The sequence below is a fragment of the Cyclobacteriaceae bacterium genome (assembly GCA_030584025.1).
Classification (GTDB): Bacteria; Bacteroidota; Bacteroidia; order Cytophagales; family Cyclobacteriaceae; genus UBA2336.
In genome coordinates this window covers 839,582-859,040 of record CP129487.1, presented here as the reverse complement: position 1 = coordinate 859,040, position 19,459 = coordinate 839,582, and the positions used below count along the sequence as shown (strand labels likewise).

Genomic DNA, 19,459 nt, shown 5'->3' with positions numbered 1-19,459 from the left:
TCTCTGGAATTAGTCAGTTTTCGATTAACTCATACTGACAGGAATTTGCGATGAACGACTCTCCTGAACATCAAACTGCCTGGCCTTGTCCTTTTTCCTTCTGCCCAACCACAAAATCACACCTGTTACCGGAAGTGAAGCAATGGTTAAACTAACCAGGAAGACCAACACCTTACCGGGTAAACCCAGAATGGCGCCCACGTGTATGTCGTAGTTCATGCGCATCAACAACTCCGCACCGGTGGATGCTTCAAACCTATTCCACACATGGTCAACCGGAAGTTCCTGCAACGAGTATTGATCAAAATACCGGTAGTCGATTTTCCAATACGTTGAAATATCCGGATTCGCATTGGCGGCAATGGCCGCATGCTCTTCTTCGGGTGGGTGCACTTCAATCCATCCGGCATCCGGATATTCCTTCAGCATGATTTCCCACACTCGGTCTACGGCCGGAACCGTAGATGTTTCACCGGTTGGTGTGGAGACAGGATTATAATACTCAATAAATTTCTTTCCACCGGAAGCTACGGCAAATAGCCCATCGCGAAACCAAATAAATCCCCAGGTTAATCCGGTTAACACTAAAATTAATCCTAGCCACGAGGCATAGAAACCCAACACGCTGTGCAAGTCGTAATTCTTTCGTCTCCATTTACCATCCCACTTAATGGTGAATTTTTTCTTAGCCGATTTTTTGTTCTTGGGCCACCACAATACAATGCCGGTAATTAACATAACCAAAAAAACCAGTGAAGAAGAGGCCACTAACGGCTGACCGATTTCGGGCGGAAGCCACAAATAAAAATGCCCATCCAGTACAATGCGGAAGAAATCAGCAAACTCATTTTTAACCTTGAGTACTTCGCCCGTGTACGGATTTACATAAACGAAATAATAATAATGTTCTTCAAAGCTGTAGTAAATCGATTTGGCCGCGCGCCCATCGCGATAGTATAAAATTCCGTGAATGTGTTTTCCCGGAAGGGCAGCATCCGAAATTTTTTGAATGGCCGAAGGCGGAAGAAAAGCAGCATCCTGCTTTTCAACATAGCGATACGGCTGCGTTATATCCTGAATCTCTTCCTGAAACGCGTAGATACATCCGGTGATGGCGATAATAAAAACCAGTAGCCCGGAAATCAATCCGAGCCACAGGTGCATGAAGCGTACAAACTTTTTAACCTTTGATTTCACTAAAATCGATAGTTCAGGCTTACTGAAATGTTTCTCAGGTTTTGTGGTGTTACGGTCGACCAACCTGAGAAGTATTGTTTGTCGGTAAGATTATTCACTTTCAGAATTACCGCATAGTTACGCGACATATAAGAAAGCGAAGCATTCATAACGTGGTAAGCGGGCAACGTAAACGTTCCGATGTTGTCGCGGTTAAGCGTTTTGTGTTCACTTGCGCTGATGCCCCCGAAGCCAATACCAAACCCTTTCAATATGCCATGCTGAAGCGTATAGCTTGTCCAATAGTTAATGAGTTGTTCCGGACCTGCTTCTTCAGGACGCATGCCCAGGTAGCCTGCTGCAGGATAGTCAACCGTAACTTCACTCTCATTCTTGCTATAGCCCGCAATGATGTTCCATCCTTTTACCGGGTTGGCGATGGTGCTGATTTCAAAGCCTTTGCTTTCCACTTCGCCACCTTGAATAAAATTGTTCAGGTTTTCAGGGTCGGTCATCACCCGGTTACCGACCTGAATGTTGTAGTAGCTGGCCGAAAAAGTAAGCTTCTTGTTTAATGTATTGGCCTTCACTCCTACTTCCATCTGGTTGGCACGTTCAGGATCAAATGTTCGCATACCTTGTTGATTACCTCCTCCATCAAACACAGCCTGAGGGGCCACATTGATAAATCCATTCATGTAGTTGGCAAAGATGGATACCTGGTCTTTGATCGGCTGATACACCACACCAAACTTTGGTGATACCGTAGTTTGCGATTTCACCTCATCAGTAGACCAATAAGCTGTACTTCCACTGAACTGGTCGAGGCGCACGCTTGCCATAACGGATAATGCCGGGGTAATGTTGATAACATCTGAAATGTACGCACTGATCACTTTGCTTTCGGCTTCGGAGTTACCTTCAAAAGAATCAGCCAGAATATTATCAACACCTGCACGTGTTAATATTCCGGTATCTTCGCCATCCGATAAAGTCACTTGTCCGTTCAGCCTCCATCCGGTGCTTCCATTGAGAATATTTGAGCGGAAGAAATCAAACCCGATGATCATGCGGTTACGCAGATTCCCCAAGTTAAAATCTCCGATGAAGTTCTGTTGAAAATCCGTGGTGATGGTTTCTCCATTTCTGCGGGAGATGTAACGACCAAAGGTATCGCCATCAGAAAAATCCCAGAGGTAGTGATAGTACCCATCTGTTTTCGTATTACTCTTTGATAAGATCGTTTGGGATGTCCAGTTATCAGAAATTTTGTACATAGCCTGTGCTTGCAAACCGAAGGAAGGGTTACGAATGGACAGGTCATTACTGGTAAACGAAGTCTGGTAGTGATTCTGGAATGTACTGATCTCACTAAATGAAAGTGGATTGGAACGATTCAAAAAAACCATCGGAGCGTTGGCTGATTCTTTGGAAAGAAATTCCGTGTTGATGTGGAATGTCAGTCGTTCGCTTGACTTGATTAAAAAAGATGGCGCAATAAAAAATGATTTTGTAAACCCAGCATCCTGAAATGAATTCTCCGTGTGGAAAGCCGTGTTGATGCGGGCAAAAGTTTTTTCATTTAACGGAATATTTACATCTGCCGTAAGGCGTGTGAGCCCGTTGCTGCCGGTAATCAAGCCAACATCGCCTGCAAAGGTTTCAAACGGACGTTTGGTGGTGATGTTGATGAGGCCACCATACGAAATAAGTGGACTGCCGTACAAGGTTCCTGAAGGACCTTTGATTACTTCAATCGACTCAACATTTACCGGATCCAAACCACCGTTGCTGATGGCCGGCATGCCATTAACCAAATTCGGCTGAAGTGCAAAGCCGCGCATAGCATAATACTCGGCTCCATCTCCCCCACGACCAGTTGATTCCCATAACCGGGTAATGCCGGTTGCGTTTTTTAATGCATCGTTCAGGTTGGTTACCACCTGCTCCATCATCACCTTACGGGAAATGGAATTATACACCTGGGGATTTTCCAGATCATTCAGCGGAAGCTTTGCTACAGCAAATGAACTGTCGTTGTAAAAGCGATTAATGCGGCTGTCGTATACGGTAACTTCAGAAAGCTCCTGAAAGCTTTCGTTCAGGCTAAATGAAACTTCAGTAACGGCATTACTGGTTACTGAAACGCTTTGCTCCTGTGCGTTTGCTCCTACCAGCGAGGCGTATAGGGTATAGGTACCCGGTTGAATATTTCGGATTTCAAACTTACCGGCTTTATCGGTTGAGGAACCCTTCGTAGTTCCTTTTAAGGCCACATGAACAAATTCTGCTGGCTGCCCATCAGCCGTTGTAACCGTACCCCGAATGGTACCGGTTTGCGCGTACGCAACGCCTGAAATGCAGGCAAACATGAGTAAGGTAAACAGATATCTATAGTGCATTTAAAGTGAGTTTTAGGTGAATTATCTAAATACGGGGCAAATATATTTATTTAGACTAATTCTAAACAAAAGAAAATTAGCTTTTATTTCCACAAAAAAAGCCGATCCGACTTAACGTCAGACCGGCTTTGAGTAGGGGCTAATAAACTGCCCTGTAAACCAGAAAGTTATTTCTTTACACCAGGAGAACGATTTAAAAACTCATCGTATAGTTCCGTTTGACGGCTTACCATCGGCATTTGCCAGCCCTCAATAAACACATGCTGTACCTGCGTTTTGGTTTCGAAGGGATCGCCATCACAAACAAACAAGGTTGCACTTTTTCCGACCTCGATAGAACCCAATTTATCGGCTACACCAAAAATCTGTGCCGGTACGATCGTAACCGACTTAAGTGCTTCTTCCCTACCTAAGCCATATGCTGCCGCAAAACCGGCATGGTATGGCAAGTTTCGGTAGTTCATGTTTCTGTCGCCTGCCTGAAGGGCTACGGTTACGCCAGCCTTCTTCATCAAACCTGCATTGGCATAAGGCCTGTCATAACGATCGTACTCACGTGTGGGCAAATTCATTACCGGCCCGGTTATTACCGGAATTTTTGATTTGGCGATTTCATCTGCCACGCGCCAGCCTTCAGCCACACCTGATAAGATTACTTTCTTAATCTTTTTCTCCTGCACCCATTTTATAGCGGCTTGAATATCCTTCGATGCATTTACTTCAATGATCAGTGTACGTTCACCACGAACTACAGGTAGCATGGCCTCCAACTCAGGATAATACGTTACCTTACCCTTGTTGGCAGAATCCAGTTTGTGATACTGAATAGTCTTCTCCCACACCTCGTTAATCTTACCAAGACTTTTTTCAACAGCTTTCTTGATGTCATCATCTGATCTGCGATCCCAAAATCCTCTGCGACCGGTTGTTGGAAAATTCATCACCACCGCATCAAAGCCTGCGTACATCTGATCAGGTGTATAACCATGCAGGTTAATCAATGAAGCGGTACCTGGAAACAACCCGCCTTGCGGTACCACCAGTGTAGTGGTTACACCACTGATGCGCGTTACCGGAATAGCTACTGCATTCGGGTTAACCGCGGTAAGTGCCTTCATTTGCGGCACCACATCGCCTACTTCATTGTAATCTTGCGTACGCGGATCAGAACCTACTTCCGATAGACCCAGTATTGAACCACCATCGATCATGCCCGGATAAATAAATTTTCCTTTGCAGTCGATTACGGTTGCACCTTGCGGCACAGCAACATTTCCGCCCACGGCCGTGATCTTGCCATCGCTGATAATCACGGTTCCGTTTTGAATCGTTCCGCGTGTAACCGTCTCAATGGTAGCTCCGGTTAACGCAAAAGTTCCCTTTGTTCCTTTCGGGCTTTGCGCGTATGTGAAAGTCAGCAACGTAAATACCAATGCCGACAGTATGGTTAATTTCTTTCTCATTTTTCTTGTTGGTTAAGGCCAAACAATCTTACAAAGGTGTATTCCGCACCTTGCATGCAGGTTTCATGATCATGACCTGAGCTGGTGTGCAGTGTAACATCAATCGTTTGCTTCGGATCAACATAAATACGTTGATCATCGGCATCCTTCTCACGATCAAATCGAACCACACCATCTACCAGGGTTACCATGGGTACAGTATAAATAGATAGCGGGTGATTTTTGAAGATGGCGATGTCCGCTTCTTTTCCAACTTCAATTGAACCAATGCGGTTATCTACACCAAGTTGCTTGGCCGGGTTGATGGTAATCATAGCCAACGCCTCGTCATCCGAAAGCTGGCCATACTTTTGCGTTTTGGCTGCTTCGTGATACAGGTGGCGCATCAATTCGCCATCATCTGAATTGATAGAAGTGGTTACACCATTCTTGGCGAGAATAGCTGCATTGTAGGCAGTTGAGTAATACACTTCAAATTTATAGGCCCACCAGTCGGAGAATACAGAAGCCATGGCACCGTACTCAGCCAATTCAGGGGCAACCTTGAAACCTTCATTCACGTGCTGAAACACCAGGCGCTTGATTCCGAAATCGCGGCAGACGTTCAGCAACATGTAAATTTCATCAGCCCGATATGAATGGCAGTGAATGATGATGTTGCCACGGAGAATATCGGCCATGGTTTCCAAGCGCTTATTGTAAGCAGGTGGTGCTCCACGGAATCCTTTTTGTGTTTTAGCCTTGTTGTAGGCATCCCACTTTTCCATGTAAGCCTTTCCTTCCGAAAAAGCTTCGCGGATTACAAACTCAACCCCCATACGGGTACGGGGAACAATGGCGTTACCACTGCCGTGCACACGTGTAGGGTTTTCACCCAACGCAAACTTGATGGTGCGCGGTGCGCCTTCCATCTTCAATAACTCAGGATCTTTCACGCCATAGCGAAGTTTCAACGTTTCACACTCTCCACCAATGGCGTTGGCTGAGCCATGCATGGCATGTATGGATGTAACGCCACCAGCTAATGCCCGGTACAATCCAATCTGAAAAGGATTTACTGCATCACCGGTAAACACTTCTGCAGTTACCGGACTGGTAGCTTCATTGATGGCATCAATACCTGCGTGTGAGTGCGCATCAATAATGCCCGGCATAACAAACATGCCGGTTGCATCAATTACTTTATAACCGGCAGGAGCAGCAATGCCTTTGGCAATCTGTGATATCTTACCATCTTTCACCAACACATCGGTATTTTCAAGCGTGCCCTTGGTGACGGTTAACACCGTACCACCTTTAATCAACACGTTGCCACGTTCAACCTGCGCGTAAAGAAGGTTTATCGCAGCAGCAAACAATAAGGTTATTATTAATTTCTTCATAATTTCTTCAGATTAACGGTTGGGATCTTTTGAACCTTTCATCGGAAAACTTCCGTACTGTCCAACCGACATGGTTCCTTCAAAGTCAGTTCCATCAATAGTCAAGTTCACATCAATGGTCATGGAGCCTCCACCGGCATCAAAGCCAAAAGAAAAGGACAACACATTACCATCGACCATGATGGACTTCAACTCTGTTTCACGATCGCTCATGCTGTTGGTGATGGTACCGGAATATGTACCGGCTTCGTTTTTGATATTGATTACACCAGTTGAATTTCCTTGAGGCGTTTCAGTAGTGTAAGACCACTTCCCGTTCGGATCGGCTTTCTTTCCGTTGCCGTTTTTGGCATCCGCCTTTTTCTCTTCTTTCACTTCGTACTTGTACAGCACACCATCCACAAATACATAACGCACTTTTGCTTTCTCATTAAAATATGGTTTATCAGAAATTACCAGGTTGGCTATCTTTCCGTTGTCAACCGTTCCAACACGATCAGCAATACCCAACAACTGTGCCGGTGCAGTGGTGAGCGCGGCCAGTGCCTGATCTTCCGTTAATCCTGCAGCAATTATTCTGCGCAGGTTTGCCGGAATATCTTTTGTTTTAGCGGATGCTGTTGAAAAACCAAAGGACACACCTGCTTTTTGAAAAGCAGAAGCCTGTGCTACATATTGAGCTATTGATTCAGCCTTGCGCTTTTCCAATGCTTCTTTTTCAGCGTTAGACTGATCTTTAGCTTCTTCTTTCTTCTCGTCTTTCTTTTCTTCTTTTACTGCATCCGGTAAGTCAAGACTCAAGAACACCTTTGCGTTTGCCGATTTAATCTTGTTGATCATATCCCAGCAATCTTTCACATCACCCAGCACCACATTGAAGCCGAGATCTTTTTGTAACAGAAGTACACGGTTTGCATCAAGGTAGCGATCGGCCTTGAACAACACCGGCACGCGCTTATCAATTACCGGGTAGAACGCTTCCAGAATTTTATCGTTGGTTGGGCGCTCAAGTCCGGCACGGTTTGAAGCGTACATACTTTCATACGCTTTAGCCTGTGCAGCCTGACGGTACAACTCACGGTATTTCGACATAACCCCGATTACCGTGTTCGGATACATACGCTGCGCACCGGTTAACTCTGAATAGAAAGCTGAATTCGCCAATAACACCATCTCGTTGGCCGTTTCACCGCCCAACTGAATGATGGAACCTGTACCCGGTAGCATACCTCCATAGGGAACAACCTGGGCCGTTGTAAATCCTAAGGCGCGTAATTCTTCAACGGATTTATCGGTAGGATTTAATGACGTGCGTACATCATTTTGTGGTGTAATACCCGCTTGCTCGGGGTCCGGGTTTCCGGGATCTTTTGGTCGTTCGCGGTTTGTCTCCTGCTTGGGTTTTGTAACGCCTGCGCGAGAGTAACCATCAATAAAACCGGCATACACATACATGCTGTCGGCTTTGATCACAATGGCATCCGCAGGGATGGAAAGGTTCTTTCCAACATTTTGAATGATGCCGTTGCGGATGATCACGGTACCCATGTCGACCTTTCGGCCGGGGCCTTGAATAATGTTTACATTGGTGATGGCATACGTTCGGGTAACGGGAGCCAACTTAACCTCTTCCTGGGCAAAAACTCCCAGGGTTGTCCAGCAGAGCAAAAACGCGAGCCACTGCCGGGGTATTCGGTACAATCGATTCATGAACAATAAGTTTAAGATTAGGAACTGAGAGGGCAAGATATAGGGATTGTACCTGTCTGTCAAACTGAATACATGGGTGGTTGATTTTTACATTTGGTGGTACCTCATTTTTTGAAAATCGGGGTTTTGAAGGGCTGGAGATGCCCAAATTGAGCGGTTCACTACATTCAATTTACAGTTCATTACAGAATGGTTCCCGGGGTTAAATCCATTCCCCATACTTGCACCGTAAACGATAGTAAAACGCATTACAACTATGACAGCCAAAGTAACTCTTCGATTTCTCATACTGACGCTTCTGAGCCTTTCCTTATCCCTTCCGGCACAAGAGGCGAGTACAAAAACCTCTTCTTCCACCTCGATAAACGGCACCAAACGGTGGCGAACCAACACCGGCTTTACCGATTTTAATATTGAGTACCGGGGCACGATTGAGGTGACGGATGATGATCGGGACATCAGTTCGATATCCGATGACGGTTACCTGGAAATCAGTAAAACAGTATTTGGAAGCAAACGAGCTATTATAATAGAGCCGCTTGGTGGTGGTCGCATAAAAAAGGAGTACTACGAAGGCCGAACCAAAAAGGATTGGGAGCCCGCTGGCCGCGACTGGCTGGCTGAAATACTTCCCGAGGTTGTGCGAACCACTACGGTAGGAGCCATTAGTCGGGTAAACCGTTTCTATCGCAAGGGAGGGGCAACAGGTGTGATTAGCGAAATCAAATCAATGAAGAGTGATTACGTAAAAGCACATTATGGAAAACTCCTGCTCGATAAAAACATTTCCAATAATGAGCTGCCCGCTGTCATTAACGGACTTTGCGGAAGCATTAGTTCCGATTACTACCTCGCTAACTTACTGCAAAGCAATATCGGTAAACTCATGGTAACACATGAGGCAGCTGATGCATTCTTTAAAGGCACACAAAACATATCATCCGATTACTATAAATCAAATGTGCTAAAGGAAGCTCTAAATAAATACGCTTCAGCACCCGAACAGGTAAAAATAATTCTTGAGTCTGCAGCTACAATTAAGTCGGATTATTACCTATCGACCGTTCTAACATCTACAATGAATAAGCAAGAGATTAAAGAAGAGTCATTAACTGATATAGCAAATATTTCCAGTCGTATTAGCTCCGACCACTATCGTACACAGGTATTAAATAAGATGTTGGATAAAAGAGGCATATCCAAAAATGTGATTGCAAAAATTATCGAATCAACGGCTACCGTTAATTCTGATCATTACAAGACCACCGTATTAAGAAAACTAACCGATCAGGCTAACCTTGATGAGGTCGTACTTAACCAGGTGTTAACCATTACCGGAAATTCAGTAAACTCTGATCATTACGCTTCAACTGTGCTTCAATCCATTTTGAGAAACCAAAAGTTGTCGGACGAAAATTTTAAAAAACTGATAGCCGCCACTACACGAATCGGATCGGATCATTACACATCGGTGGTGCTGCAGGAAGCGTCATCACAACAGCTTACTAAAAGTCAGATCATCAGCATCTGCAAAGGCGTGGAAAACATGGGTTCTGACTATTATAAAAGTACCGTGCTTACCCGATTGGCTCCTCTTGTAAGGCAGGGTGATACCGAGACAAAAGACGCTTACCGTCAGGCAGCAAAAAGAATCAGCTCAGAAACTTATTACGGAAAAGCAATACGCGCGATCGATTAACAAAATAAAGTGGCAATCGATGTACAAAATTGGTACATTCGATTGCCATGAAAACCCAGTTTATCCAGCGCACATTTATGCAGGAGAAAATCCGAAGCATTATTGGATCGGCCGTAGTGGCAAGCATTGCAGGTATTTTATTGTACGGCTACCTGTTTACCAGCGAAACCGGTAGCTTTCCAAATCTCACCCATACAAGTGGTTTTCTAATCAGTGCCTTAACCGGAGCAGTGACAGGAGTCATCATCTATTATTTAAACCGGTTTCTCAACCATGTAATTTCCTGGCAACGAAATTACGCACTTCGCTTTATTGCAGGATTCATCGGGTATACGTTTTTATCGTACAGTATTTTTATTGGGGTTGGCAAGCTGCTCACGGAAACAGGAAAGACTTCCATTTTATGGAAGGGCTTTAATGCTCAAGACGATGACCTTACCTGGAAACTTGCTATTCTGTTGCTGGTGGCCTCTTTTATTTATGCTGTTATTTATTCGTTGCTCTATTCTTACAAGCATTATGCAGTAATTCAGATAGATGTATTACAACAAGAACGAAAGCAACTCGAACTTCAATTTGAAGCATTGAAAAGTCAGTTGAGTCCACATTACCTGTTTAACAGTTTAAACACAATCTCTTCCCTGCTCTATAATGACCCACAAACGGCAGAACAGTTTATTCGCAGGTTAGCACAAACCTATCAGTATGTATTAGCTACCCAAAGTAAACGGTATGTTACCCTGCAGGAGGAACTGGAGTTTGTAAAATCCTATTTCTACCTGTTGCGAATCCGGTTTCAGCAGTCGTTACAGGTGGAAATTAATATTCCAAACAACCTGGTGCTAAGTGTTATTCCCCCGCTTACGCTTCAGTTATTAGTTGAAAATGCGGTGAAACATAATCCGGCAACAGCCGAGCAGCCTTTGTACATCTACATTTCTGCTATCGACAATACACAACTAAAAGTAGTTAACACAAAAACAGAAACACCAAAAACAAAGATCGCTTCTACCCGAATCGGGTTAGAAAATATTAGGCAACGCTATCGGTACTTCACATCAAAACCTGTTCAAATCAAAGATGAAGCGCAGTACACCGTATTGTTGCCTGTCATACAACGTCAGCAGCTGAATCAAGCCTCATGAAAAAGAAGTACTTCATTCATCATCCTTTATTTCGGCTACTTGCTCCTGTAGTGTATGGTGTTATTGTATACCTGCTGATTCTGCTGATCAATAACAACCTTAGCCAACTTAAGGAAATATTCATCGGACAGGAAGTGTATATCTGCATCGGCCTCACGTTTCTTTCTTTTGAAGCGGTGCGCATTACCATTTTACTAGTGGAAAAATACTTACCCGAAACCTGGCAATCCTCTGCCATACCGGTTCAGGTGCTAACCTCCTCCGCAATCAGTGTTGGCCTGGTAGCGTTGGGCCTCACCCAATATTTCAACTGGGTTGTAGGGTTCAGCATTTCGCAATCGCAATTGCTGATATTCTGCGTCATCTACTCCTTTACTGCTCTCTTGTATAATGTTTTATACTATAGCAATTATTACCTCAATCGTGAAAACACCTTAAAACTTCAATCCGAAAAACAACAGCAGGAAGTGCTGGAGATGGAAATTACTGAATTCAAAAATGATATCAACCCCGACCTGCTGTATGAAAGCCTGGAGAGCACCATCGGCTTGATGTATCACAACACCGAAAAAGCCGAGGAATACATTGACCGTCTCGCCTCCACCTATCGCTACATGCTTACCAATCGTCATAAAGAATTTGTTCCTGTAAGTGATGAACTGGAAGCAGGGCGTGATGTATTGCGCTTGTTAAATGAAAAATATGCAGGGCAATTGGTACTGCAGGTTCATCCGGAAGTAACGCAACAATCATTGGTGCTTATACCGGGATCATTACCTATTGCCTTAGAAAACCTTGTACGAAACACCATTATCAATACACGCGAAACTTTTGTTATATCCTGCTACCTGGAGGATCAAGAATACCTCGTGCTTCAAAGTAAACTGAACGATAAACTGCTTGCACATGAACACAGTTTGCAGGCCTTTTTACGCTTGCAGAAATCATACACCTTGTATAGCGATAAACCCATGATTCAGGTTAAAGCCTATGAAGAAAATTATGTTAAATTTCCGGTTGTTCGCATTGTGGAAGAAGTTGCCTGAAAATGAATGTTCTGATCATTGAAGATGAAGTACCTGCCGCTGAAAAGCTGGAGCGATACCTGCTCAAATACGACTCTGCAACTGTAATTGCCGCACGCCTCAACAGCGTTGCCGATGCAGTAGCCTGGTTACGAGATCATCAGGAGCAGGTAGATTTGATCTTTATGGACATTCAACTCATGGATGGACTGAGCTTTCAGATTTTTCAGCAGGTGCAGGTGCGCAAGCCCGTTATTTTCATTACCGCCTTCAACGAATTTGCCCTGGATGCTTTTAAAGTAAACAGCATCGATTATTTGTTAAAACCCATTACGTTCACCGATCTGTCGAACAGCCTGAAAAAATTAGAAAGCCTGCGCGAGCAATTGCAGTGGAATGATTCTAAAACGCGGCAGTTAAGTGATGTTTTCAGTTCCAACAAAACCAAAGATTACAAAAACCGATTCATGGTTAAGCTGGGCGATCATATTCGCTCCATCACTACCGATCAGATCAGTTTGTTTTATGCCGATGGACGCGATGTGTACCTGGTAACCACACAAAACCGAAAGTTTATTGTCGACTACACCCTGGAAACATTGGAAGACCTGCTGGACCCAGCCGTATTTTACCGGGTAAACCGAACGTTTATTTTGAATATTCACGCCATTAAAGATGTGATGATGTATTCCAATAGCCGGTTGAAAATTTCACTGACCCAGGAGTTCGATAAGGAAATAATCGTAAGCCGCGAAAAAGTGAATCCTTTTAAAGAGTGGTTTGACGGCAGGTGATTTTTCTAACAGTAATCCGACAAAAAACATCCTTTAATGTGACTTAAGTCATACTCCTTATATACAAGCCATGGTTTCTTTGTTAAAACATTTCAATCATGGCTTTATCACATTCCTATACCGTCAATCTTTCCTGGCAACACGATCGTCAAGGCGTACTTTTCAGTAAAGAACTCGAAAATTCATTACCAGTAGCCACGCCCCCGCCCTTCCCGAAAGGCGTGGAAAAAATCTGGTCGCCCGAGCATTTGTTTACCGCTGCCGTTAGCAGCTGTTTCATGACCACCTTTTTGGCCATTGCCGAAAATTCAAAACTCGAATTTGAAAGTTTTGCCTGCAAAGCCAGCGGAAAACTGGAGCAGGTTGATGGTAAATACAAAATGACTGAAGTAGTGCTGGAACCACAATTGGTTATTTCCCATGAAAAAGATCAGGCCAGGGCACTGCGCGTGCTGGAAAAAGCTGAAGCGGCCTGCCTGATTACCAACTCCATTACATCGACCGTTACCATGAAGCCGACAATAGTTATCGGTGGTTTGGTTTCAGTGCTTTGATTTTTATTTAATCCACATAATCTAAAAGGCAAAAAGAGCTTCCATTCTCTTGCTTTCCTGCTTTTTGTAAATGACGGGCAAGTGACGGGCTAAATACGCTATCCCAAAGCGGTATTACCCGTATCATTGCACAGCTAAACCGTATTGTACAATGCAACAGCCCGAACTCGGCAGGCGCTTAACCGCCCTGCGCAAAGAACGAAACCTTACCCAGGAAGAACTGGTAGAAAAAAGTCATGTGAGCGTGCGCACCATTCAACGCATTGAAGCGGGGGAAGTGCTGCCACGCCTGTCGACCGTGAAAATTTTGCTGGAAGCCCTGGGGGAATCGTATGACACATTTTTAACGAAACCCACTAACATGGAAACAAGAACTGAACAATTGGAACATTCCGGTCGTAGCGTACTGCTCACCGCTGTAATTGCCGGAGCCATTTACCTGGCTGTTGAAATCAGCTTAGGCGCCCTGGATATTGCCTGGCTAACCAAAGAGCAGGATTGGGAACCGTGGTTAAACATGGTATACATAGGCCTTACCGTAGTCATGATGGCTTCTTACACCCTATTTGCCAGAGGATTTATTCTGTTGAGTAAACTGTTTGAGAACAAACTGCTTACCATTGGCGCATACCTGATGATGGCTGCTGTAATTGGCATTGGAATATTGGATTGCGTAACCCTTTTCTCAGGTGACACAGAACGACTATGGTTGCCTTACTCGATTGCCGCTGCGGTATCAGGAGCACTCACCTTTGTATTTGGCATCGCACTCATCCGGCTGCAGGACGGTATGGGTGAGTTGTCGCGTGTGGCCGGTATTCTGGAAATTCTTATTGGCTGTGCGTTGATTACGGTAATCTTTTTCTTCATCGCGTACATCATCATGGTTCCGGCCATCATCGTAGAAATACTGGTGTTGTACCGGGGGTATGAGTACCTGTCGAAGTCAACGGTAAATCAGGTGGCAATGAGTGCTTGATATTTTTACGGAACAAAAAACAAGATTTTAACCACAACGAAACATAGGTACATAGAAAACTAAAAGTATGTACTACGTTTTGTGTGGTTAACTTCTTTTTGATGATTGAAATTCAACCTACTCTCTTCGCTTTATACCCATCCTTCACCAGCATCTGCACCACACGATCGCGGAAATCACCTTGAATAATAATTTCACCATCTTTCACCGAGCCACCGGTACCGCATTTATTCTTCAGTGCTTTGCCCAAGGTTTCCAAATCGGCAGTGGCTCCAACAAAACCCGTTACCAACGTAACCTGTTTACCGGCTCTTCCGCTTTTATCAAGCAGTACTTTTAATTGTTGTTGCTGGGGTGGCAAGGTAGTGGCTTCATCATCCTGCTGGTAGCTATAATTAAAGTCGGATGATGTTGAGTACACCACCCCTTCGCGGTTTTTCCAGTCGTTTTTCTTGGCCATAACTAAAACATCAGAATAATGGTAAAGATAAGCACGAATGTATTCACAACGCCCATGTTAAACCGCAATTCAGCAGCACCGATTTTAAAAACGATCATCAATGAGCAAAATCCAACAATCAGCGGGAGAAAAAGGAAATTATCATACAGCGAAGCAAAATCATTCAAAATAATCCTGCCTTCTCCTCCTTCCACACGAAGTAATTCTTTCAATAGCTTGGTCTCAACAAAAATTATCGGGTCGCCAGCCTGTGTGCCCACAAAATCTTCTCGCCTTAGTTTCAATTCACGTCCGGATTCTGAAACCATTATCGTGGCATTGCCTCTACCGGTATCTGAAACATAAAAATGCCGGATTGCATCCTCCATTCGCTTTGCTGGCAGCATAATATCAATCAACAGAATGAGACAAACCCCTAAACCAACCCGTGCAATATTAATCAGGTACGGCATTACCCACGCAATCATTTCGCTGTGACTCGGTCCTTTGGGTGGTGGTGGTTTATATGGTCCTCGCCTTCGATATGCCCGATCGCGATGTGGTGGCGCTTCGTCCACAACAATGGTGGTGAAAGGATTTCGTAAGGAATAATCGTACGCGCTACGTTTAGCCGGATCACCCAACACATCATAGGCTTCATTCACGGCTTTGATTAATTCCGCTGCCTGCGGATCAGGATTGATGTCGGGATGCAACTGCTGCACCAACCTGCGATAGGCTCGTTTTATATCGCTGGCATGTGCAGTAGGCGATACACCCAAAATGCTGTAATAATCTTTCATGAAAAAAGCCCGAAAGAAATTCCCCCGGGCTGAGTTTGATTTTAATCGTTACACTTTTATTTCCGGTGCTTTACTACAAAGGTAAGCACAGGGCGCTTGCTGTGGTTCACCACATCTTCAGCAATGCTACCGGCCAGCACATGTGCAAAACCGGTGCGACCGTGAGTGGCCATCGCAATCATGTCGGCATTGATGCTTTCCGCAAAATAAATAATGCCTTCTTCTTCGGTAATATCGTTGAATACGTTAACCGTATAATTTTTCAATTGTAATTTCTTGGCAAAGTCGTTCATGTATTTCTTCACCACTGCATCGCGCTGAAAATTACCAGGTGTGTTGATGCGCACCAGGTGAATGGTTGAATCATACATGGTTTGTGCCTTTTTCACAATTCGTGAAAACACTTCTTCATCTTTGCTCATGGAAGTGGCGTATACAATATTCTTAAACTCTGAACGAACAGGTTTCTTTTGAATGGTTAACACCGGGCAATGCGCATGGCGAACCACCTTCTCCGTATTCGATCCGATAATCATTTCGGTCAGGTTCGACTTACCGGCTGTTCCCATTACCACCAGATCCACCTTATGCTCGGTAATGATGGCCCGCATGCCATGATAGGGAGAACCCATACGCAATTCCTGAATTACCTTAACACCTGAAAAGAAAGAACTTTCGGCAAATCGTTCCATTTGTTTGCGTGTACGTTCAATCAGTTTCATGGTGAAGAGTTTATCTTCCATGTCCGCATACGCAACTTCACCGGTTACTTTAAACGATTCCTTTGATCCTTCTTCAATTACATGCAGTAATATCAATTGCGCACCTGACTTCCGCGCAATACCACTGGCTACTTCAGCCGCGGTTTGAGCTTCTTTAGAGAAATCGGTGGGAACGAGTATTTTTTTCATAGCTGTGGGTTTTTGCAGTTGCTAAAATTATAATTTTTATCGTATAAACAAACGCACCCTGCGTAATAATCGTCAAACAGTTTCAACAACTGCCTCCGGAACAATGAGTACCGGAATTTTGATGGCATTCAGAAAGTGATTGAAAGTAAGTCCTTTGTGCTCATTCATGGTAATGGCCAATTGTTGACCCAATACCACACACGAAACTTTATGGCTTCTTGCATAATAATCTATCCGGTCGGCCATAAAGCCAATTTCAGTAATAAACTCAACCGGAACATGGGCTTTATCCGCCCTGATTTTCTTCAACAGCACATCAAAAGCATCGCGGGCGGCCGCTTCCGTTTTCTTTCTGTATTCGGTAATCCCCTCGCCATTATGTTCCAATAAACGATAGGCATACAAGACAATCAGGTTGGTTTGCTTTTCAGCGGCCAACTCCAATGCTGCGCGCAGGGCTCTCTCTGAGGCCCCATCCAGGTCTATCGCACAAAGTATTGCCTTCATAATTTTTTAATCGAGACTAAGTTTCCAGCTACGAACGTAGGTGGTTTTTGAGCCGATCATCACGACATGCATCAATTTCCAACCTGATTTTTGTCATACTTGCGCGGTTCATTATCTTGGAGGAGTTTTAAAATCATGCAAAACACCTTCGAAATAGCGTTTAACTCATCGGAAACCTTTCGGGAAATTTTCCAGGGATCGGCCGAAGGCATCCTGATGGTAGACGAAAAAGGCATTATTCAACTGGCCAACCCCGTATCGGAACGGATGTTTGGGTACTCAACCGGTGAACTTACGGGCAAACCCCTCGAAATTCTTCTCCCTAACCGGTTTCAATCCAAACACGTTAACTACCGCGAACAATTCCACAAAAATCCATCCCCCAGGCGCATGGGTGTTGGCCGCGACTTGATGGCCATCCGAAAAGATGGGCATGAATTTCCGGTGGAAGTCAGCCTCAGTTACAAGGAAATCAACAACCTGTTTATGGTAGTGGCCTTTGTGATTGACATTACCGAACGAAAAAAAGTTGAGGGAGCACTGAAGCAAAGCGAGGAACAATTACTGCTGTATGCAGCCGAGTTGGAGAAGAAAGTGCAAGCCCGAACGGATGCGCTTAATAAATTAGTGGAAGATCTTGAGCGTGCTAATAACTTTTTGCAGGAGCAGATTGCCGAACGAAAGAAAGCTGAAGAAGAAACCAAAAAGGCGTTGGCAAAAGAACGGGAGCTGAATGAGCTGAAAACAAAATTCGTTTCCATTGCTTCGCATGAATTCCGCACACCCTTAAGTACGGTAATGAGTTCGGCCTCGTTGGTGCAACAGTATAAAGACAAGGGCGATCTTGAAAAAATTGACAAGCACATACAACGGATAAAATCCTCTGTTAATCACCTTACCGCCATTTTGAACGACTTCCTTTCACTGGGGAAACTGGAAGAAGGCCGTGTTGAAATTGAACGGGAAGAGGTAAATGTCGATGAGTTTTTTAATGAAATTCATGAAGAGATCAGGCCGCTGTTGAAAGATGGTCAAACCATTGAACTCTCCTGCACATTAAAGAAGAAAACTATTCCCCTCGATCGCAGGGTGATGCGCAACATTTTATTCAACCTGATTTCTAATGCCAGCAAGTACTCTGATAAAAACAAGACAATCTATATAACCTGTAAAGAAAGCAAGAACGACCTGCTAATTGCCATTCGGGATGAAGGAATTGGCATACCAGAACACGAAATCAAGCACCTTTTTGAGCGTTTCTTCAGGGCAACCAATGCCACCAATATTCAAGGCACCGGCCTGGGATTGAACATTGTAAAACGATACGTAGATTTGCTGGACGGAAAGATTGATTTTGAAAGTTACGAAGGAAAAGGAAGCACCTTTACCATAACACTACCCATTGCATGAAAAAGATATTATTGATTGAAGACAACCTGGATGTGCGCGAAAACACGGCAGAAATTTTATCGCTCGCCAACTACGATGTGCATACAGCCGAGAACGGAAAAATCGGAGTTGAGCTTGCCAGCAAAGAAAAACCCGATTTGATCATCTGCGATATTATGATGCCCGAACTGGATGGGTATGGCGTACTGCACATTCTGAGTAAGAAACCTGAAACAGCAAGCATTCCATTCATCTTCCTTACCGCGAAAACTGAAAAAGCGGATATCCGAAAAGGCATGACGCTTGGAGCGGATGACTACCTGACCAAACCCTTTGATGATACCGATTTACTAAACGCGGTTGAAGCGCGCTTAAATAAAATCAGCTTGTTAAAAAAGCAATACGCGGCTAATGCTTCGGGGCTTGATGAATTTATTGAAGATGCACAACGCGTACTCAACCTCAACGATTTGGCAAAAGACCGAAAAGTAAAAACCTATAAAAAGAAAACCGGCATTTACATGGAGGGTGAACTTCCAAACAACCTCTATTTTGTTAAATCTGGTAATGTAAAGTCTTTCCGTACCAATGCTGATGGAAAAGAGCTGATCATCTCGTTATATAAAGAGGGCGATTTTTTCGGGTACGAGGCCATTCTTGAAAACAGTAATTACGGTGAATCCGCCATGGCGTTGGAAGACAGTGAGCTTACGGTTATACCTCGTCATGATTTCTTAACCCTGCTGCACGGTCATCCGGAAATTTCACGGACGTTCGTTTCCATGCTGTGTAAAAAAATTGCTGAGAAAGAAGCCCAACTGCTCAACCTGGCATACAACTCGGTTCGTCAGCGCACCGCAGAAGCACTACTGAAAATTCATACATTAAAAGAAAAAGATGTGGTTTCCATTTCACGCGATGACCTGGCCAAGATGGTGGGTACGGCTTCTGAATCGGTTATACGCGTGTTGTCAGATTTTCGCGAAGAGGGCATTATTTCCATCGATGGTGGAAAAATTAACGTACTGCATCCGCACAAACTCGAACAGGTAGTGAAGTGGAATGTGGCGAGAGGGTGATC

General features: G+C 44.3%; 17 protein-coding genes. 8 read left to right on the top strand and 9 right to left on the bottom strand.

All coding sequences use genetic code 11. The annotated features are described in order from the left end of the window. Positions 1-24: 24 nt before the first annotated feature. The 5 genes from QY309_04125 to QY309_04105 form a co-directional block, all read right to left on the bottom strand. A complete protein-coding gene (locus QY309_04125) occupies positions 25-1,197 on the bottom strand; it encodes a PepSY-associated TM helix domain-containing protein (protein ID WKZ60667.1) in 1,173 nt (390 codons plus the stop codon). Continuing rightward, on the bottom strand, positions 1,197-3,578 hold the full coding sequence (locus QY309_04120) for a TonB-dependent receptor (GenBank protein WKZ60666.1): 2,382 nt from the start codon (positions 3,576-3,578) through the stop codon (positions 1,197-1,199). Before QY309_04120 ends, QY309_04125 begins: the two co-directional genes overlap by 1 nt. A gap of 167 nt (positions 3,579-3,745) precedes the next feature. Beyond that, positions 3,746-5,041, bottom strand: a complete 1,296-nt coding sequence (locus QY309_04115; protein ID WKZ60665.1) for an amidohydrolase family protein — start codon at positions 5,039-5,041, stop codon at positions 3,746-3,748. Then, complete coding sequence (locus QY309_04110; GenBank protein ID WKZ60664.1) at positions 5,038-6,423, bottom strand: amidohydrolase; 1,386 nt, start codon at positions 6,421-6,423, stop codon at positions 5,038-5,040. Before QY309_04110 ends, QY309_04115 begins: the two co-directional genes overlap by 4 nt. A gap of 12 nt (positions 6,424-6,435) precedes the next feature. Further along, complete coding sequence (locus tag QY309_04105; protein ID WKZ60663.1) at positions 6,436-8,133, bottom strand: amidohydrolase family protein; 1,698 nt, start codon at positions 8,131-8,133, stop codon at positions 6,436-6,438. 256 nt (positions 8,134-8,389) lie between these two features. On the opposite strand from QY309_04105, the gene QY309_04100 reads away from it, so the two are divergent. From QY309_04100 to QY309_04075, 6 genes are all read left to right on the top strand, one after another. Beyond that, the gene (locus tag QY309_04100; GenBank protein WKZ60662.1) at positions 8,390-9,832 is read left to right on the top strand and encodes a hypothetical protein; all 1,443 of its coding nucleotides are present in this window, start codon (positions 8,390-8,392) and stop codon (positions 9,830-9,832) included. 47 nt (positions 9,833-9,879) lie between these two features. After that, positions 9,880-10,977: a histidine kinase gene (locus tag QY309_04095; GenBank protein ID WKZ60661.1), complete on the top strand. Its 1,098-nt coding sequence runs from the start codon at positions 9,880-9,882 to the stop codon at positions 10,975-10,977. Beyond that, on the top strand, positions 10,974-12,023 hold the full coding sequence (locus tag QY309_04090; GenBank protein WKZ60660.1) for a histidine kinase: 1,050 nt from the start codon (positions 10,974-10,976) through the stop codon (positions 12,021-12,023). Before QY309_04095 ends, QY309_04090 begins: the two co-directional genes overlap by 4 nt. A 2-nt stretch (positions 12,024-12,025) precedes the next feature. Further along, positions 12,026-12,796: a LytTR family DNA-binding domain-containing protein gene (locus tag QY309_04085; GenBank protein ID WKZ60659.1), complete on the top strand. Its 771-nt coding sequence runs from the start codon at positions 12,026-12,028 to the stop codon at positions 12,794-12,796. Between the two features lie 98 nt (positions 12,797-12,894). Further along, positions 12,895-13,350: an OsmC family protein gene (locus QY309_04080; GenBank protein WKZ60658.1), complete on the top strand. Its 456-nt coding sequence runs from the start codon at positions 12,895-12,897 to the stop codon at positions 13,348-13,350. A 151-nt stretch (positions 13,351-13,501) separates the two neighbouring features. Further along, positions 13,502-14,329, top strand: coding sequence for a helix-turn-helix transcriptional regulator (locus QY309_04075; protein WKZ60657.1), 828 nt, complete (start codon positions 13,502-13,504; stop codon positions 14,327-14,329). A gap of 112 nt (positions 14,330-14,441) precedes the next feature. Here the strand turns inward: QY309_04075 and QY309_04070 are convergent, their stop codons facing one another. From QY309_04070 to QY309_04055, 4 genes are all read right to left on the bottom strand, one after another. Beyond that, complete coding sequence (locus tag QY309_04070) at positions 14,442-14,789, bottom strand: translation initiation factor (protein ID WKZ60656.1); 348 nt, start codon at positions 14,787-14,789, stop codon at positions 14,442-14,444. A gap of 2 nt (positions 14,790-14,791) precedes the next feature. Further along, positions 14,792-15,571: a DnaJ domain-containing protein gene (locus QY309_04065; GenBank protein WKZ60655.1), complete on the bottom strand. Its 780-nt coding sequence runs from the start codon at positions 15,569-15,571 to the stop codon at positions 14,792-14,794. Positions 15,572-15,627: 56 nt separating this feature from the next. Further along, a complete protein-coding gene (locus tag QY309_04060; protein ID WKZ60654.1) occupies positions 15,628-16,482 on the bottom strand; it encodes a universal stress protein in 855 nt (284 codons plus the stop codon). Positions 16,483-16,554: 72 nt separating this feature from the next. Then, positions 16,555-16,989 (bottom strand): universal stress protein, encoded by a 435-nt coding sequence (locus tag QY309_04055; GenBank protein ID WKZ60653.1) that lies wholly within the window; start codon positions 16,987-16,989, stop codon positions 16,555-16,557. Between the two features lie 135 nt (positions 16,990-17,124). On the opposite strand from QY309_04055, the gene QY309_04050 reads away from it, so the two are divergent. Continuing rightward, positions 17,125-18,399 carry a PAS domain-containing sensor histidine kinase gene (locus QY309_04050; GenBank protein WKZ60652.1) on the top strand — a complete coding sequence of 425 codons (1,275 nt, stop codon included), beginning with the start codon at positions 17,125-17,127 and terminating at the stop codon, positions 18,397-18,399. Further along, positions 18,396-19,457 carry a response regulator gene (locus tag QY309_04045; protein WKZ60651.1) on the top strand — a complete coding sequence of 354 codons (1,062 nt, stop codon included), beginning with the start codon at positions 18,396-18,398 and terminating at the stop codon, positions 19,455-19,457. The genes QY309_04050 and QY309_04045 overlap by 4 nt, the downstream gene beginning before the upstream one ends. The last annotated feature ends 2 nt before the right edge of the window (positions 19,458-19,459 follow it).

Excerpts from the sequence above, each read along its gene's own strand:
- QY309_04060 (WKZ60654.1), bottom strand. The coding sequence starts at position 16,482 with ATGAAAAAAATACTCGTTCCCACCGATTTCTCTAAAGAAGCTCAAACC.
- QY309_04090 (WKZ60660.1), top strand. The coding sequence starts at position 10,974 with ATGAAAAAGAAGTACTTCATTCATCATCCTTTATTTCGGCTACTTGCT.
- QY309_04100 (WKZ60662.1), top strand. The coding sequence starts at position 8,390 with ATGACAGCCAAAGTAACTCTTCGATTTCTCATACTGACGCTTCTGAGC.
- QY309_04085 (WKZ60659.1), top strand. The coding sequence starts at position 12,026 with ATGAATGTTCTGATCATTGAAGATGAAGTACCTGCCGCTGAAAAGCTG.
- QY309_04080 (WKZ60658.1), top strand. The coding sequence starts at position 12,895 with ATGGCTTTATCACATTCCTATACCGTCAATCTTTCCTGGCAACACGAT.
- QY309_04055 (WKZ60653.1), bottom strand. The coding sequence starts at position 16,989 with ATGAAGGCAATACTTTGTGCGATAGACCTGGATGGGGCCTCAGAGAGA.
- QY309_04105 (WKZ60663.1), bottom strand. The coding sequence starts at position 8,133 with ATGAATCGATTGTACCGAATACCCCGGCAGTGGCTCGCGTTTTTGCTC.
- QY309_04045 (WKZ60651.1), top strand. The coding sequence starts at position 18,396 with ATGAAAAAGATATTATTGATTGAAGACAACCTGGATGTGCGCGAAAAC.
- QY309_04075 (WKZ60657.1), top strand. The coding sequence starts at position 13,502 with ATGCAACAGCCCGAACTCGGCAGGCGCTTAACCGCCCTGCGCAAAGAA.
- QY309_04065 (WKZ60655.1), bottom strand. The coding sequence starts at position 15,571 with ATGAAAGATTATTACAGCATTTTGGGTGTATCGCCTACTGCACATGCC.
- QY309_04095 (WKZ60661.1), top strand. The coding sequence starts at position 9,880 with ATGAAAACCCAGTTTATCCAGCGCACATTTATGCAGGAGAAAATCCGA.
- QY309_04070 (WKZ60656.1), bottom strand. The coding sequence starts at position 14,789 with ATGGCCAAGAAAAACGACTGGAAAAACCGCGAAGGGGTGGTGTACTCA.
- QY309_04115 (WKZ60665.1), bottom strand. The coding sequence starts at position 5,041 with ATGAGAAAGAAATTAACCATACTGTCGGCATTGGTATTTACGTTGCTG.
- QY309_04110 (WKZ60664.1), bottom strand. The coding sequence starts at position 6,423 with ATGAAGAAATTAATAATAACCTTATTGTTTGCTGCTGCGATAAACCTT.
- QY309_04120 (WKZ60666.1), bottom strand. The coding sequence starts at position 3,578 with ATGCACTATAGATATCTGTTTACCTTACTCATGTTTGCCTGCATTTCA.
- QY309_04050 (WKZ60652.1), top strand. The coding sequence starts at position 17,125 with ATGCAAAACACCTTCGAAATAGCGTTTAACTCATCGGAAACCTTTCGG.